Source organism: Amycolatopsis acidicola, assembly GCF_007713735.2.
In the GTDB taxonomy this organism is placed as follows: Bacteria; Actinomycetota; Actinomycetes; order Mycobacteriales; family Pseudonocardiaceae; genus Amycolatopsis_E; species Amycolatopsis_E acidicola.
The window spans coordinates 120097-134044 of the sequence record NZ_VMNW02000017.1 but is presented as its reverse complement, the minus strand read 5'-3'; the positions used below and the strand labels follow the sequence as shown (position 1 = coordinate 134044).

Genomic DNA, 13948 nt, shown 5'->3' with positions numbered 1-13948 from the left:
ACGGGGTGTTCTGGGTTTGCGGGGCCGGCCCGCGCCAACGTTCCGGCCCCGCGGAACTACGTGTTCACTGATTTACGGGAGTGGATCAGACCAGCCAGCCGACGAAGTGGGCCAGCGCCGCGGCGGCGCTCGTCAGGATGTCGTGGGCGTGGTGGAAGTGCGCGGAAAAAGCGTGCATGGAGATGACTCCCTCTGGATTCGAAATTGCGAATGATGCTGCTTTCGAAAGCGAGGACGAGATTTCCACCGGAACGGATCGGCTGTCAACGCGCATTCGCCGTGAGCGGCACTCGCGCCGTTGGGCGATGAAATCCCTTCAGCTTAAACACGTGCCACCTTCGGGTTTTGCCGAGGGGGTGTCACCGGTTCGGGCGTCGACCAGCAGTAGTCCTCTGTGGACGGGCGACCTGGGCCGATGGTGATCTTGATGCGGCAACCGGGCGCCACGCCCTCCCGAACGGGTGAAGACGTTGCCACGAATGGTGATCTCGGCAGTACCACGCGAACGGGTGACGGGAGGCCGGGTCCGGCTCCCGTCACCCGCGTGGTCGAGGTCACTCCGCCCTGGCGAACGAGAGAGTCTCGCCCTCCACTCCGCGCAGCCAGAGGTCCTGCGCGGCGGCCGCCATTTCCGGCAGGCCCTCCACTATCGTGGCGAAAACGTTACCGGGAACCCAGCCGGCGTCCCCGTTGATCAGCAGATTGTTCCGGCCGTAGAAGATGGCCAGATCCGTCGCGCCCTGATCGCCGTGCGCTTCACTGGAATCTTCGTACCCATAAGCCGGATTTCCGATTTCCCATGCTTCGAAGCCGAAATAGCAGACGTCGCCGGGAATGGGGGTGATGGTCGGGTTTTCCCGGCCCGGTTTCGGGTCCGCGAACGGCGGGACCAGCGTGTACACCTCGTTGCGCGCGTATTTGGCGTGATAGGCCGAGCCGCTCTGCGGGAGCGCGTCCCACACCGCCTTGCAGGTGCGGGGCGCCTCCTGGTCGAGCAACACGGCACGGCAGGAGACGCCGCGCTTGTCGAGGGAGATGGTGATGTAGCGGGCCAAGGAAGTTTCCCTTTCAGCTCTTCGTAACCGCGGAAACCGTGTCCGCCCAGATGCGGAGCGCGTCGTCGACCTGCTCGGCGGTGACGACCAGCGGCGGGATCATCCGGACCACGTTCATGTACGCGCCACAGGTCAGCATCAGCAGTCCGCGCCGTGCCGCCTCCTGCTGCGCGGCCTGCGCGGTCGCGTTGTCCGGCTTGCCGTCGGCCGTGGTGAACTCGGAGCCGACCAGCAGCCCCAGCCCGCGCACGTCCCCGATCTCCGGCGTCTTGTCGCCGATCAGCCTGGCGCCTTCGAGAAGTTGCTGACCCCGCGCCGCCGCGTTCGCGACCAGACCCTCCTCCTCGATCACGTCGAGGGTGGCGATCGCCGCCGCGCACGAAACCGCGTTGCCGCCGTACGTGCCGCCCTGCGAACCCGGCCACGCCTTGGCCATCAGCTCCTTCGACGCCGCGATGCCGGACAGCGGGAAGCCGCTGGCGAGCCCCTTCGCGATGGTCACCACATCGGGCCGGACGTCGAAGTGGTCGTGGCCCCAGAACTTCCCGGTGCGGCCGAACCCGGTCTGGATCTCGTCCAGCACCAGCAGGATTCCGTGCTCGTCGGCGCGCCGGCGCAGGCCCTGCAGGAACTCGGTGTTCGCCGGCACGTAGCCGCCCTCACCGAGCACGGGCTCCACGAAGAAGGCCGCGGTTTCGTTGGGAGCGCTCATGGTCGCGAACAGGTAGTCCAGCTCGCGCAGCGCGAACTTCGTGGCGGTTTGCTCGTCCCAGCCGTAGTGGTACGCGTACGGGAACGGCGCGACGTGCACCCCGCCCATCAGCGGCGAGATGCCCGCGCTGAACCGGGTGCCGGAGGTGGTCATGGTGGCGGTGGCGACGGTGCGGCCGTGGAACCCGCCCTGGAAGACGACGACGTTCGGCCGCCCGGTGGCCTGCCGCGAAAGGCGCAGTGCCGCTTCGATGGCCTCGCTGCCGGAGTTGGCGAAGAACAGCGAGTCGAGCCCGCTCGGCAGGACGTCACCCAGTCGTTCGGTCAGCTTGAGTAGCGGCTGGTGCATGACCGTCGTGTACTGGCCGTGCACGAGTTTGCCGATCTGTTCCTGCGCGGCGCGCACCACCTTGGGGTGGCAGTGGCCGGTGGAGGTCACCCCGATGCCCGCGGTGAAGTCGAGGTGACGGCGGCCGTCGACGTCGTAGAGGTAGGCACCCTCGCCGTGATCGACGACGACGGGCGTCGCTTGCTTGAGCAGAGGTGACAGTTGTGCCATCGAGGCTCTCCTAGCGCGGTTGTAGATTGTTGACAATATGCATAGCATGGACCCCGGAGCGGTGCAATGACAAGGAGGCGAGCGTGAGCGAGACCAGCGTGGTCGAGTCCGTGGACAAGGACCTGTTCATCGGCGGGAAGTGGGTACCGGCCGCGGGCGGCCGGACGTTCGGGGTGGAGGACCCGGCCACCGGTGAGGTGCTGTGCCAGGTCGCCGACGCCACCCCGCAGGACGGGATGGCCGCGCTCGACGCCGCCGTCGCCGCGCAGCAGGAATGGGCGGCGACGGCGCCCCGCGAGCGCAGTGAAATCCTGCGCCGCGCGTACGAACTCCTCAACGCGCGCAACGAGGATCTCGCGCTGTTGATGACTTTGGAGATGGGTAAGCCGCTCGCCGAGGCGCGTGGCGAAATCTCCTACGCCGCCGAGTTCTTCCGCTGGTTCGCTGAGGAGGCCGTGCGGATCGACGGCGGCTACCAGACCGCGCCCAACGGGGCCGGCCGGTTCCTCGTGACCAAGCAGCCGGTGGGCCCGACGCTGCTGATCACGCCGTGGAACTTCCCGATGGCCATGGGCGGGCGCAAGATCGGCCCGGCGATCGCGGCAGGCTGCACGATGGTGATCAAGCCCGCCGCGCAGACCCCGCTGTCGATGCTCGCGCTGGCCGCGATCCTCGCCGAGGCCGGGCTGCCGGCCGGGGTGCTGAACGTGGTGACCACGAGCGACGCCGGCGGCGTGATGGAGCCGCTGATCAGGGACGGCCGCGCGCGCAAGCTGTCGTTCACCGGATCCACCGCGGTCGGCCGCAAACTGCTGGAGCAGTGCGCGGACAAGGTGCTGCGCACGTCGATGGAACTCGGTGGCAACGCGCCGTTCCTTGTCTTCGACGACGCGGACCTCGACGCCGCGATCGAGGGCGCGATGCAGGCGAAGATGCGCAACATCGGCGAGGCCTGCACGGCGGCGAACCGGTTCTACGTGCAGCGCGGCATCGCCGACGAGTTCGCGCGGAGGCTGACCGAGCGGATGGAGGCGCTGCCGCTCGGCCGCGGCACCGAGCCCGGCGTCGTGGTGGGCCCGCTGATCGACAACGCCGCGGTGGAGAAGGTCAAGACCCTCGTGCAGGACGCGGCCGACCGCGGCGCGAACGTGCTCACCGGCGGCGCGACGGTCGACGGGCCCGGCCACTTCTACCAGGCCACCGTGCTGACCGGAGTGCCGCTCGACGCGCGCATGGCGAGTGAGGAGATTTTCGGCCCGGTGGCGCCGATTTCGGTGTTCGACACCGAGGAAGAGGCCGTCGCCGCGGCGAACGACACCGAGTACGGCCTGGTGAGTTACGTCTACACCAACGACCTCAAGCGCGCGCTGCGAGTGTCGGAAACCCTGGAGGCCGGGATGATCGGGCTGAACCAGGGCATCGTGTCCAACCCGGCCGCGCCGTTCGGCGGGGTGAAGCAGTCCGGCCTCGGGCGTGAAGGCGGCGCCGTGGGGATCGACGAGTTCCTGGAGATCAAGTACATCGCCGTCGCGCTCTGACCCGTCCGCGTCCGCGGCACTGTCCATAATGCACAGTGCCGCGGACGCCTACCTCGACAGCAGGCTCGTCCCGGGCGCCAGCCGGCGCACCGCGTCCTCCATGTGCGCCTCCAGAAGGGAAAGCGCTTTCTCCTGGTCGCCCTCGCTGATCGCCTCGGTGATGTTCTTGTGCTCGGTGACCCGCTCTTCGTCGCTGGCATACGTGAGCCGCAACGCCGACAGGCACATCCGTGTCTCGATGAGGAGCGTGCGCGACATCCGTTCCAGCCGCTTGCTGCCGGACGCCGCCACGAGTACCTCGTGGAACCGGATGTCCGCTTCGGACACCGCGCTCCAGTCCTCGCCTTGGGTGGCCGCGGCCATGTCGCCCACCGCCTCCTCCAGGCCGGCGACGGCTTCGTCGCGCGGGCCCTGCAGAATCCGGATCACTGCGGCGCCCTCGACGGCCAGTCGCGCCGCGTAGATGTCGCGGATGTCCTCGGCCTCCAGCTCGATGACGAACAGCCCGCGATGCCTTTCGCTGCGCAGCAATCCCTCGGACACCAGCCGCTGCATCGCCTCCCGCAGCGGGCCGCGTGACACCTGAAACCGGCCTGCCAGCTCGGTTTCGCCGAGCTGCGAGCCCGGCGGCAGCGACCCGTTCATGATCGCCTCGCGCAGCTGGCGGGCGATGATCGCCGCCGTGGACTCGCGGTTGACCGGTTCGATCTCCGTCAATGGCATCGGAACAACGCCCCCAGTTCGTCCGGCTCCGGGACCGCGCCCACGAGCCGCAGTCCTTCCCAGATGGTCACCTGGTTCGCGGTGAGCACCGGTTTGCCGAGCCGCTCCTCGATCGTGCCGAGCACACCGAGGGTACGCATCGCGGTGTCCGGGATGAGCACCGCGTCGGCGTCGGGATGGTCGTGGCTGACCGCGAGATCCACGACGGCTTCGGGGCTGAGCCTGCCGACTTCGGCGGCCGTGTCGATGTCTTCACTGGACATCGACACGACCTCGATCCCGCCGTGGCCGAGGAACTCGACGAACAGCTTCGCCACGTCGTCCGGGTAGCTGGCGGCGACCGAAACCCGCTTGAGGCCCAAGGCTTTCGCGGCGTTGACGAAGGCGAAGGAGGTGCTCGACGCAGGCTTGCCCGCCGCCGCGGCCAGCTTCGCCACCTGCTCGTGCGCGCCGTCCCAGCGGTAGACGAAACTGCCGCTGGTACACGCCCACACCACCGCGTCCGGTTCGTGCCCGGCGAGCAGCGATGCGCCTTCGGCCAGCCGGTGCTCGCTGCCGAGGTCGAGCAACTCGGGCACCGCGTGCAGGTCGGTGCCGTAGATGTGCGCGACGGGCAGGGCGAACCGGTCACCCAGCAGCCGTTCCGCGAACGGGTAGTCGTCCTCGGCGGCGTGGTCCGGGTAGATGAAACCGACGGTCGGCATACGCTGCACCTCCAGGGTTGTAGACAATCCTACGATACGTCCTTGAGCCATTTGCCCGGTCCGACGATCGGCAGCTCCATCCGTTTGAGGCAGGCCCACATGGTCAGCTGGTTCGCGGTCAGCACCGGTTTCCCGAGCGCGATCTCCAATGGCTCGATCAGGTCGTAGGTCGGCAGGTTCGTGCAGCTGACGAAAATCGCCTCGGCGTCGGGATGGTCGGCGTTGAGGATCCGCTCCGCGATGGTGCGATAGCTGACCTTCCAGATCCCGCCGCCGAGCCCGAGGTGCTCACTGGACATCGTGCGCACCTTCATCTCGGCGAGGAAGTCGTGCAGCTTCCCGGTGAGGTCCGCGTCGTACGGGGTGATCACCGAGACCCGGTGCACGTCGAGCTGGTGCAGCACCTCCGCCAGCGCGCCCGAGGTGGTCACCGCGTCCGGCGCGCCGGCGTCGCAGATCGCCTTGCGCAGCGAGCGTTCGTAGTCGATGCCGTTGACGAAACTGCCCGAGGTGCACAGGTACGCGACCACCTCGGGCTCCACGTGGAGCACGTCGCGGGTGGCCGCCGCGAGGTGCTGACTGTTGCTGACGAGCTGGGCCATCTCCATGCTCACCGGGACCGGTTCGTACGGGGTCCGGGCCAGGTGCAGGGAAACCTCCATCGGCACCCAGCGCCACAGCTCGCGCTCCAGCGCGAGGTCGAAGGGCGCGATGACGCCGATCCCGCGCTGGGCGAGTGGGCCGTCGAAGGCGAGGGTATCTAAATCCAAGGCTTGGGCTCCCTGGCGCTGTGGAAGGAAAGCCTCCGGGGTGGCTCCTCGGATTGTTGACAATCATACGAGAGGCTCATACCGTGTCAACGGTGATCGGCACGGAGAGCCCGGTGCTGGCTGTGCTCTGTGGAGATCGACAGCCCCCGGATATGGACGACATCGAATCTGCGGCGGAAGTTCGTTACACCGGCGAAAAAGGCCTCGAGGACGCCCTGCGCGGGGCGGATGCCCTGTTCGTCTACGACTTCCTGTCCACCGCGGTCCCGCGGGCATGGCACGCGGCCGACCGGATGCGCTGGGTGCACATCGCCAGCGCCGGGGTCGACCCGGTGATGTTCCCGGAACTGCGCGAAAGCGACGTGGTCCTGACCAATTCGCGCGGCGTGTTCGACGACTCGATCGCCGAGTACGTGCTGGGCGTGGTCATCGCGTTCGCCAAGGACCTGCCGCGCTCCCTCGAACTGCAGCGACAGGTGCGCTGGCAGCACCGCGAGACCGAGCGCGTCGGCGGGAAGCGGGCGCTCGTGGTCGGCACCGGCCCGATCGGGCGGGCGATCGCGCGGATGCTGCGCGCCACCGGGATGTCCGTCGCGGGCATGGGCCGCCGCGCCAGGGAGGCCGACCCGGACTTCGGCAGCGTGCACGCCTCGGCCGAGCTGACGCGGTGGCTGCCGGAATTCGACTACGTGGTCGCGGTCGCGCCGCTGACCGGGCAGACGAAGAACATGTTCGACGCGCCGGCGTTCGCGGCGATGAAACCCGGCGCCCGGTTCGTCAACGTGGGCCGCGGTGAGCTCGTGGTGACCGCCGACCTGATCGCCGCGCTGCGCGGCGGCGAGCTGGCGGGTGCCGCGCTGGACGTCTTCGACACCGAGCCGCTGCCCCCGGACAGTCCACTGTGGAGCATGGAGAACGTGCTGATCTCCCCGCACATGTCCGGGGACTTCGTCGGCTGGCGCAACACGCTCGTCGAGGTGTTCGCGGAGAACTTCCGGCGCTGGCACACTGGCCGCCCGCTTCGTAATGTCGTGGACAAACAACTGGGCTATGTGCCGTCGGGGCAGTAGAGGAGCAGCATGGGCACCCTGTTGACGGCGAGCGAGCTCGTCGCGGCGTACAACACCGGTGAGATCTCCCCGGTGGAGGCCACCGAGGCCGCACTCAGCGCGATCGAAGCGCGCGACGGCGAGTGCAACGCCTACTGCCTTGTCGACCCGGAGGTTGCCCGCGAAGGCGCGAAGGCCTCGGAGACCAGGTGGCGGGAGGGCAACCCGATCGGCTGGCTGGACGGGGTGCCGACGTCGATCAAGGACATGTTCCTGACCCAGGGCTGGCCCACGCTGCGCGGCTCGAAATGCATCAGCCCGGACCAGCAGTGGGACGTGGACAGCCCGGTGAGCGCGCGGCTGCGGGAGAACGGGCTCGTGCTGCTGGGCAAAACGACCACGCCCGAGCTGGCATGGAAGGGCGTCACAGACAGCCCGCTCACCGGCATCACGCGCAACCCGTGGAACACGTCGGTCACCGCCGGCGGTTCCAGCGGCGGCAGCGCGGCCGCGGTGGCGGCGGGGATGGGCGAGCTTTCGGTCGGTACCGACGGCGGTGGCTCGGTCCGGATTCCGGCGGCGTTCTGCGGGATCGTCGGGCTCAAGCCGACGCACGGCCGTATCCCGCTGTACCCGGCGAGCCCGTTCGGCCCGCTCTCGCACGCCGGCCCGATGGCGCGCTCGGTGGACGACGTGGCGCTGATGATGGATGTGCTCGCGTTGCCAGACCACCGCGACCCGGCGGCCTTGCCGCCGATGATGAGCGCGTACCGCGAAGCCGTGCGGCGTGACGTGCGCGGGCTCAACGCGGCGTTCTCGCCGAACCTCGGCTACGCGAAGGTGGACCCGGAGGTCGCCGAGATCGTGCGCTCCGCGGTCATCGCGCTGGACGAGGCGGGGCTGCGGATCGAGGAGAGCGACCCGGGTTTCACCGACCCCAAGGAAGCCTTCGACGTGCTGTGGTCCACCGGCGCGGCGCAGTGGCTGAACACCTTTCCGGCCGGTTCGGAGGAGCTCGTCGACCCCGGGCTGCGGCGGGTCTGGGAGCAGGGCAAGACGTATTCGGCGGCGGATTACCTTGCGGCGACAGGGGAACGGGCCGCGCTGGGCATCCTCATGGGCGAGTTCCACACCCGGTACGACGTGCTGATCACGCCGACGGTCGGGATCGCGCCGTTCGAGGCCGGGCACGATGTGCCGCCGGGCAGCGGGATGACGGGCTGGCCGGACTGGACGCCGTTCACGTACCCGTTCAACATGACCCAGCAGCCGGCGATCAGCGTGCCGGCCGGGCTGACGTCGGCCGGGCTGCCGGTCGGGTTGCAGATCGTCGGCCCGCGCCACTCGGACGACCTGGTGCTGGCAGTGGCGAAGCTCTTCGAGGAGGTCCGGCCTTGGCCGGTGAGCAGGCTGGCGTCGGGGGTTTAGTGGACGAGAAGCCGGAAACGGAGTCGGCGGCCGACGACGCGGTGGTGTCGGAGGCCGCCACCCAGGTCGCCGATATCAGCCGGGAGCTCAACGAGCGACTGGCCCGCTAACTCGCCGGCTCCGGCGTTTTCCGCCGCAGGGTGCGGATGTCGCGGCTCAGCAGGGCGCCCGCGGTGGCGAGCACGATCAGCGCCGCGCCGCCGAGGAGGGCCGGCTCGATGCCCACTTGCTCGGCGAGCGGGCCGGCGACGGTCGCGCCGAGCGGGATGGTGACCAGCGAGCCGAGCAGGTCGTAGGAGTACACCCTGGCCAGCCGGTCGGCCGGGATGTGCTCCTGCAGCGAAACATCCCAGGCAACCACGAACAACTCGATCGCGATCCCGTTCAGGAAACCGGCCACCAGCAAGGGAACCAGGTACGGCGCGTGCGCCAGCAACAGCAGCGGCACGGCGTCGACGAACGTGACCGCCACGCCGATCAGCAATGGTCGCCTCGGCTGCCAGCGGACGACGAGCACGCCGCCGCACAGTGAGCCGATCGTCTGCGCCCCCAGCACGAAACCCCATGCGGCGCGGCCGATCCCGTGGTCCGCGACCAACGGCCCGAGCACCTGCACGGCCCCGGCGTTCACCGCGTTGATCACGCAGAACTGCGCCACCACCGCCCACAGCCAGGTCCGCGACGAGAACTCCCGCCAGCCTTCGGCCAGTTCGGCCAGGGGGCGTGCCGCGGCCGCCGGGCGCGCCGTCGTCCGGATTCCCCGGTAACACAGGGAAGCGCAGAGGAAGAGCGAGGCGTTCGCGGCGATCGCCCAGCCCGTGCCGAGCGCGCCGACGAGGATGCCGCCGAGCGCGGCGCCCGTGAACCGGCCGAGGTTCGCGCCGATCCGGACCGTCGCGTTCGCCTGTGCCAGCAGGTTCGGCGACACCGTCTGCGGGGTCAGTGAAGACGCGGCGGGCAGCGAAACCGCGGCGACGGCGCCGTTGACCACGCTCAGCGCGATCAGCAACGGCAGCGAAGCGAATCCACAAAGGATGCTGACGGCGATGGCGGCCTGGCTGAGCGCGGCCGCGAACTCGGTGCCCTGCAGGATGACCGAACGCGGCAGCCGGTCGGCCAGCATCCCGCCGAAAAGCACCAGCAGCACGTTCGCCAGCGACCGGGCGCCCACGACGAGACCGAGGTCCACAACGGACCCCGTCACGTCCAGCACCGCGAAGGCGAGCGCCACGGGCGCGACGGCGTTGCCGAGTTCGGCGCAGGTCCGCCCGCTCAGCAGCCAGCGGAAATCCCTGCCGCGCAAGGACTTCATCAGCTGTCCAGGACGAACAGCGCGACCGTGGCGCTGACCCGCACCGTGCCTTCGCTGCGCGGCGGTCGCGCGCCATGGTGCAGCAGGCGGCCCAGCTCGCGGGCATGCTCGACGGCCTGTTCCCACGTCGATCGGTCCACCCACAGCTCGGCGTCGGTCAGGGAGGTCCGGCCGTCGGCAGCACGAAGTTCGGACCGGCGGCGGAGTTCTCCGGCCAGCGCGGCCAGGAGCAGACGTTCCTCCTCCGGCTCGTCGCGGGTGAAGCGCGGCCCACTGTCCGGATCGTGCCGGTACCGCTTCGCCTGCCCACCGCGGATCCGGACCTCCTCGGCCACGTCGAGCAGACCCGCCTCGTGGAGGCGCCGGAGGTGGTAGCTCACGTTCGCCTGCGTCTCGCCGAGTTCGCGCGCGGCCTCGGCGGCGCTCATCGCCGCGCCCGTGAGCAGCGAAAGGATCCGCACGCGCAGCGGGTGGGCGAGCACGCGAAGGCTGTCCAGGACGGGCTTTTCCGGCATCGCGCCAGTTTGCCGACACCCCTGCCAGACCGTCAAACAGTTATTTGGGGGTAGTGTGCTGCGTCCTCCGGGAGACTGTGCTGTGCTGGGGATCATGCGGACGACGACTTTGGGCAGGAGTGGACTGGACGTTTCCCGGATCGCCTTCGGCACCTGGCAGCTCGGTGGCGACTGGGGTTCGTTCGACGAGGACGCCGCGATGGCCGCCATCCGGCACGCGCGCGAACTGGGCGTCAACTTCTTCGACACCGCGCAGGCCTATGGCTTCGGCAAATCCGAAGCGCTGCTCGGCCGTGCGCTGCGCGAGGAACTGAAGCGGGACAGGGACAGCGTCGTGATCGCCACCAAGGGCGGGATCAACCCTGGCAGCGAACGGCCGCGCGACGCGCGCCGGGCGTGGTTGCGCCAAGGCGTCGAGGAAAGCCTGCGGTACCTGGAGATCGACCACATCGACCTGTACCAGGTGCACTGGCCGGACGAAAACACCCCGGCGGAGGAGACGGCCACCGCGCTGCAGGAGCTGGTCGACGAGGGCAAAATCCGGCACGTCGGCGTTTCCAACTACAACTCCGCGCAGCTCGCCGAGTTCGACCGCACGCGCCCGGTGGAGACGCTGCAGCCGCCGTACCACCTGCTCCGGCGCGAGATCGAGGAAGACCCGCTGCCGTACTGCCGCGAGCACGAAATCGGCGTGCTCGTCTACAGCCCGCTCGGCAGCGGGCTGCTCACGGGTTCGCTGACCGCCGACGCGAAGTTCGAGGCCAGCGACTGGCGGTCGAACTCCAGCGCGTTCCAGGGCGAGAACCTTCGCCGGAACGTCGAAGTGGTGGGGGAATTGCAGGAGTTCGCGAAGGACAGGGGCGTGACTGTCAGCCAGCTGGCGATCGCCTGGACGCTGCACCAGCCGGGCGTGCATGTCGCGATCGTCGGCGCGCGCCGGGCGAAGAACATCGAGGACAGCCTCGGCGCGGCCGACGTCGACCTCACCAGGGACGAACTGGCCGAGATCGAACGGATCACCGCTCGCGGCGTCCAGGTTTCCGGCGCTTCACCGGAGGGCATCGCCTGACGCGAACGGGGCCCGTTCGCGTCAGACGTGCGCCGCGGCCTCCAGTTCGGCCAGCGCCGTGTCCAGGTGCAGCAGCAGTCGCTGCAGGTGCGGCACGCTCGCCCGGCAGCCGGTGATGCCGAAGTCGAGGCTGTCGCCGTTGTTGGTCAGCGTGATGTTCAGCGCCTGGCCGTCGAGCAGCACCGAAGCCGGGTAGATGCCGTCGAGTTTCGCGCCGTTCCAGTACATCTGCTGCCTCGGCCCGGGCACGTTGGAGATCACCAGGTTGAACGGCGGCCGGGTGTTCGTGACGACACCCGGCACCGTGGAGATGCCCAGCTGCGCCACGTTGATCCCGGACAACAGCAGTGCCTGCAGCGGCGTGAGCTCCTTGAAGATCCGCTTCGCGTCGCGCATCGAATGGTGGATCGTGCTCAGCCTGGTGGCGGCGTCCTGCCGGTCGGTGGCGAGATTGCACAGCACCGCGCCGATCTGGTTGCCGCTCGACACCGTGTCGGTCTGCTTGCCGCGCATCGACACCGGGACCATCGCGATCAGCGGCGCGTCCGGCAGCGCCTTCTGCTCGATGAGGTAGTCCCGGAGCGCACCGGCGCACATCGCCAGCACCACGTCGTTGCGGGAAGTGCCGGTGGCCGTGGCGATCGCGCGGACGCGCGCGAGGGGCCACGACTGCGCGGCGAACCGGCGGGCGCCGCCGATCGGCACGTTGAGCATCGTCTTCGGGGCCTGCATCGGCAGCGTGAGGGTGTGCTCGCGGAACGCCTCGTTGGCCACCTTGAACGCGGCCGGTGCCACGCCTGCCAGCTGTACCAACGAATTCTCCGCCGAGCGCAGCAGCTCGCGGGCGTTGCGCGACGGCTTCTCCCGAGGCGGGCGGCGGGAACCCCACGGCGGCGGGCAGTTCCGGTCGTCAGGGTCGTCGCTGAGGGTGCCCTGGAGATGCCGCAGCGCCGAAACGCCGTCGAGCAGCGCGTGGTGGATCTTGCTGTACATCGCGAACCGGCCGTCGCGCAGGCCCTCGACGAGGTGGATCTCCCACAGCGGCCGGTGCCGGTCGAGCAAGGTGCTGTGCCAGCGGGACGTCAGCTCCAGCAGTTCACGCACGCGGCCCGGTTGCGGCAGCGCGGAATGCCGGAAGTGGTAGTGCAGATCGACGTCGGCGTCACTGGCCCAGGCCAGGTATCCCGCCGTGTTCACCGGGCGCGCGGGGCGGCGCCGGAACAGCGGCGGAACCTCTTCGTTCTTCAGCAGATCGTCACGGATTCCGCGCAGGTAATCGGGATCCGCGCCGTCCGGCGTCTGGAACAGCTGGAGACCGCCGACGTGCATCGGATGCTCGCGGCTTTCCACCAGCAGGAACATCGAGTCGGTGAAGGGCATCAGCGCCATCGGTGACCACCTCTCGTACCGGAGCGTCCTGCGCCCGTGCGGGGATTTCGGGTCATGCTAGGTGGAGCGCCCGGTCCTACCCTGGTGGGATGACCATCCCGACGGATCCGGAAACCGGGAAATTCGAGCGCGCCCCCAATCATTTCGCCGCGCGGATCACGGCCGACGGCCGCGAAGGCTGGCCGGTCGAGGCGGGCCGCTACCGGCTCGTGGTGAGCCGGGCCTGCCCGTGGGCCAGCCGTGGTCTGATCGTACGCCGGTTGCTCGGCTTGGAGCAGGTGTTGTCGGTGGCTGTCGCGGACCCGATCCAGGACGAGCGCAGCTGGCGGTTCACGCTCGACCCCGGCGGGAAGGATCCGGTGCTGGGCATCGGTTTTCTCTACGAGGCGTACCAGGCGGCCGAGCCAGGATACGAAGGCGGAATCAGTGTGCCGGCGGTGGTTGACATCCCGAGCGGGAAGCTGGTGACCAACGACTACCCGCAGATCACCCTCGACCTGTCCACGGAGTGGACGGCGTACCACCGCGAAGGCGCGCCGGAGTTGTATCCGGAGAAGCTGCGGGACGAGATCGACGAGGTGAATCGCGCCGTGTACAAGGACGTGAACGCGGCGGTCTACGAAGCGGGTTTCGCGACCAAGCAGTCCGCGTACGACGACGCGTACGCCCGGTTGTTCGCTCGTTTGGACCAGTTGTCCGAGCGTCTTGCGGGACAACGCTTTCTCGTCGGGGACACGATCACCGAAGCGGACGTCCGGTTGTTCACCACCCTTGTCCGGTTCGACGCGGTGTACCACGGGCACTTCAAGTGCAACCGGCAGAAGCTGAGCGACCTGCCGGTGCTGTGGGCGTACGCGCGGGATCTGTTCCAGACGCCCGGTTTCGGCGACACCGTGGACTTCGACCACATCAAGCGGCACTACTACCAGGTGCACGAGCAGATCAACCCGACGCGGATCGTGCCCCGAGGTCCGGACCTTTCCGGCTGGGCCACCCCGCACGGCAGGGAGGAACTGGGCGGCCGCCCCTTCGGCGACGGCACCCCGCCCGGCCCGCCTCCGGCGGAGGAGCGGTTGCCCGCGCAGTGGTAGGTGGAGGGCACACCGAGACCGCGCACGCTGGGTGT

The 13948-nt window shown here is 69.0% G+C and carries 14 protein-coding genes; 6 read left to right on the top strand and 8 right to left on the bottom strand.

All coding sequences use genetic code 11. The features are described 5' to 3' along the window. Nucleotides 1-554 precede the first annotated feature (554 nt). Nucleotides 555-1055 (bottom strand): DUF3830 family protein, encoded by a 501-nt coding sequence (locus FPZ12_RS14810; RefSeq protein ID WP_144748415.1) that lies wholly within the window; start codon nt 1053-1055, stop codon nt 555-557. Between the two features lie 13 nt (nt 1056-1068). Further along, entirely contained in the window at nt 1069-2325 is a 1257-nt protein-coding gene (locus FPZ12_RS14805) for an aspartate aminotransferase family protein (RefSeq protein ID WP_144748414.1), read from the bottom strand. Nucleotides 2326-2408: 83 nt separating this feature from the next. Between FPZ12_RS14805 and FPZ12_RS14800 the strand changes: the two genes are divergently transcribed. Then, nucleotides 2409-3863: an NAD-dependent succinate-semialdehyde dehydrogenase gene (locus FPZ12_RS14800; RefSeq protein WP_243769847.1), complete on the top strand. Its 1455-nt coding sequence runs from the start codon at nt 2409-2411 to the stop codon at nt 3861-3863. A 48-nt stretch (nt 3864-3911) separates the two neighbouring features. Here the strand turns inward: FPZ12_RS14800 and FPZ12_RS14795 are convergent, their stop codons facing one another. The 3 genes from FPZ12_RS14795 to FPZ12_RS14785 are packed head-to-tail and all read right to left on the bottom strand — an operon-like array spanning nt 3912 to nt 6060. Further along, on the bottom strand, nt 3912-4586 hold the full coding sequence (locus FPZ12_RS14795) for a GntR family transcriptional regulator (RefSeq protein WP_144748413.1): 675 nt from the start codon (nt 4584-4586) through the stop codon (nt 3912-3914). Next, nucleotides 4577-5290: a maleate cis-trans isomerase family protein gene (locus FPZ12_RS14790; protein ID WP_144748412.1), complete on the bottom strand. Its 714-nt coding sequence runs from the start codon at nt 5288-5290 to the stop codon at nt 4577-4579. The genes FPZ12_RS14795 and FPZ12_RS14790 overlap by 10 nt, the downstream gene beginning before the upstream one ends. 29 nt (nt 5291-5319) lie before the next feature. After that, nucleotides 5320-6060, bottom strand: a complete 741-nt coding sequence (locus FPZ12_RS14785) for a maleate cis-trans isomerase family protein (protein WP_144748411.1) — start codon at nt 6058-6060, stop codon at nt 5320-5322. 152 nt (nt 6061-6212) lie between these two features. Between FPZ12_RS14785 and FPZ12_RS14780 the strand changes: the two genes are divergently transcribed. From FPZ12_RS14780 to FPZ12_RS45580, 3 genes are read left to right on the top strand one after another with little or no spacing between them, the layout of a single operon-like run. Continuing rightward, nucleotides 6213-7130: a D-2-hydroxyacid dehydrogenase gene (locus FPZ12_RS14780; RefSeq protein ID WP_144748422.1), complete on the top strand. Its 918-nt coding sequence runs from the start codon at nt 6213-6215 to the stop codon at nt 7128-7130. Nucleotides 7131-7139: 9 nt separating this feature from the next. Further along, the gene (locus FPZ12_RS14775) at nt 7140-8537 is read left to right on the top strand and encodes an amidase (protein ID WP_144748410.1); all 1398 of its coding nucleotides are present in this window, start codon (nt 7140-7142) and stop codon (nt 8535-8537) included. Next, nucleotides 8504-8647 carry a hypothetical protein gene (locus FPZ12_RS45580; protein ID WP_166462743.1) on the top strand — a complete coding sequence of 48 codons (144 nt, stop codon included), beginning with the start codon at nt 8504-8506 and terminating at the stop codon, nt 8645-8647. The genes FPZ12_RS14775 and FPZ12_RS45580 overlap by 34 nt, the downstream gene beginning before the upstream one ends. Here FPZ12_RS45580 and FPZ12_RS14770 read toward each other — a convergent pair. Next, on the bottom strand, nt 8644-9849 hold the full coding sequence (locus tag FPZ12_RS14770) for an MFS transporter (protein ID WP_144748409.1): 1206 nt from the start codon (nt 9847-9849) through the stop codon (nt 8644-8646). The genes FPZ12_RS45580 and FPZ12_RS14770 overlap by 4 nt on opposite strands. Beyond that, nucleotides 9849-10364, bottom strand: a complete 516-nt coding sequence (locus tag FPZ12_RS14765; protein WP_144748408.1) for a winged helix-turn-helix domain-containing protein — start codon at nt 10362-10364, stop codon at nt 9849-9851. Before FPZ12_RS14765 ends, FPZ12_RS14770 begins: the two co-directional genes overlap by 1 nt. Before the next feature lie 94 nt (nt 10365-10458). Here FPZ12_RS14765 and FPZ12_RS14760 point away from each other — a divergent pair, with 94 nt between their 5' ends. Then, complete coding sequence (locus tag FPZ12_RS14760; protein WP_144748407.1) at nt 10459-11433, top strand: aldo/keto reductase; 975 nt, start codon at nt 10459-10461, stop codon at nt 11431-11433. A 21-nt stretch (nt 11434-11454) separates the two neighbouring features. Here the strand turns inward: FPZ12_RS14760 and FPZ12_RS14755 are convergent, their stop codons facing one another. Next, the gene (locus FPZ12_RS14755) at nt 11455-12822 is read right to left on the bottom strand and encodes a WS/DGAT/MGAT family O-acyltransferase (RefSeq protein WP_144748406.1); all 1368 of its coding nucleotides are present in this window, start codon (nt 12820-12822) and stop codon (nt 11455-11457) included. 89 nt (nt 12823-12911) lie between these two features. Between FPZ12_RS14755 and FPZ12_RS14750 the strand changes: the two genes are divergently transcribed. Continuing rightward, nucleotides 12912-13913, top strand: coding sequence for a glutathione S-transferase family protein (locus tag FPZ12_RS14750; RefSeq protein ID WP_144748405.1), 1002 nt, complete (start codon nt 12912-12914; stop codon nt 13911-13913). Nucleotides 13914-13948 lie beyond the last annotated feature (35 nt).

Bases quoted from the DNA above. Each gene is read 5' to 3' on its own strand.
- FPZ12_RS14805 (WP_144748414.1), bottom strand. From the start codon at position 2,325: ATGGCACAACTGTCACCTCTGCTCAAGCAAGCGACGCCCGTCGTCGTC.
- FPZ12_RS14795 (WP_144748413.1), bottom strand. From the start codon at position 4,586: ATGCCATTGACGGAGATCGAACCGGTCAACCGCGAGTCCACGGCGGCG.
- FPZ12_RS14790 (WP_144748412.1), bottom strand. From the start codon at position 5,290: ATGCCGACCGTCGGTTTCATCTACCCGGACCACGCCGCCGAGGACGAC.
- FPZ12_RS14780 (WP_144748422.1), top strand. From the start codon at position 6,213: ATGGACGACATCGAATCTGCGGCGGAAGTTCGTTACACCGGCGAAAAA.
- FPZ12_RS14775 (WP_144748410.1), top strand. From the start codon at position 7,140: ATGGGCACCCTGTTGACGGCGAGCGAGCTCGTCGCGGCGTACAACACC.
- FPZ12_RS14770 (WP_144748409.1), bottom strand. From the start codon at position 9,849: ATGAAGTCCTTGCGCGGCAGGGATTTCCGCTGGCTGCTGAGCGGGCGG.
- FPZ12_RS14765 (WP_144748408.1), bottom strand. From the start codon at position 10,364: ATGCCGGAAAAGCCCGTCCTGGACAGCCTTCGCGTGCTCGCCCACCCG.
- FPZ12_RS14760 (WP_144748407.1), top strand. From the start codon at position 10,459: ATGCGGACGACGACTTTGGGCAGGAGTGGACTGGACGTTTCCCGGATC.
- FPZ12_RS14755 (WP_144748406.1), bottom strand. From the start codon at position 12,822: ATGGCGCTGATGCCCTTCACCGACTCGATGTTCCTGCTGGTGGAAAGC.
- FPZ12_RS14750 (WP_144748405.1), top strand. From the start codon at position 12,912: ATGACCATCCCGACGGATCCGGAAACCGGGAAATTCGAGCGCGCCCCC.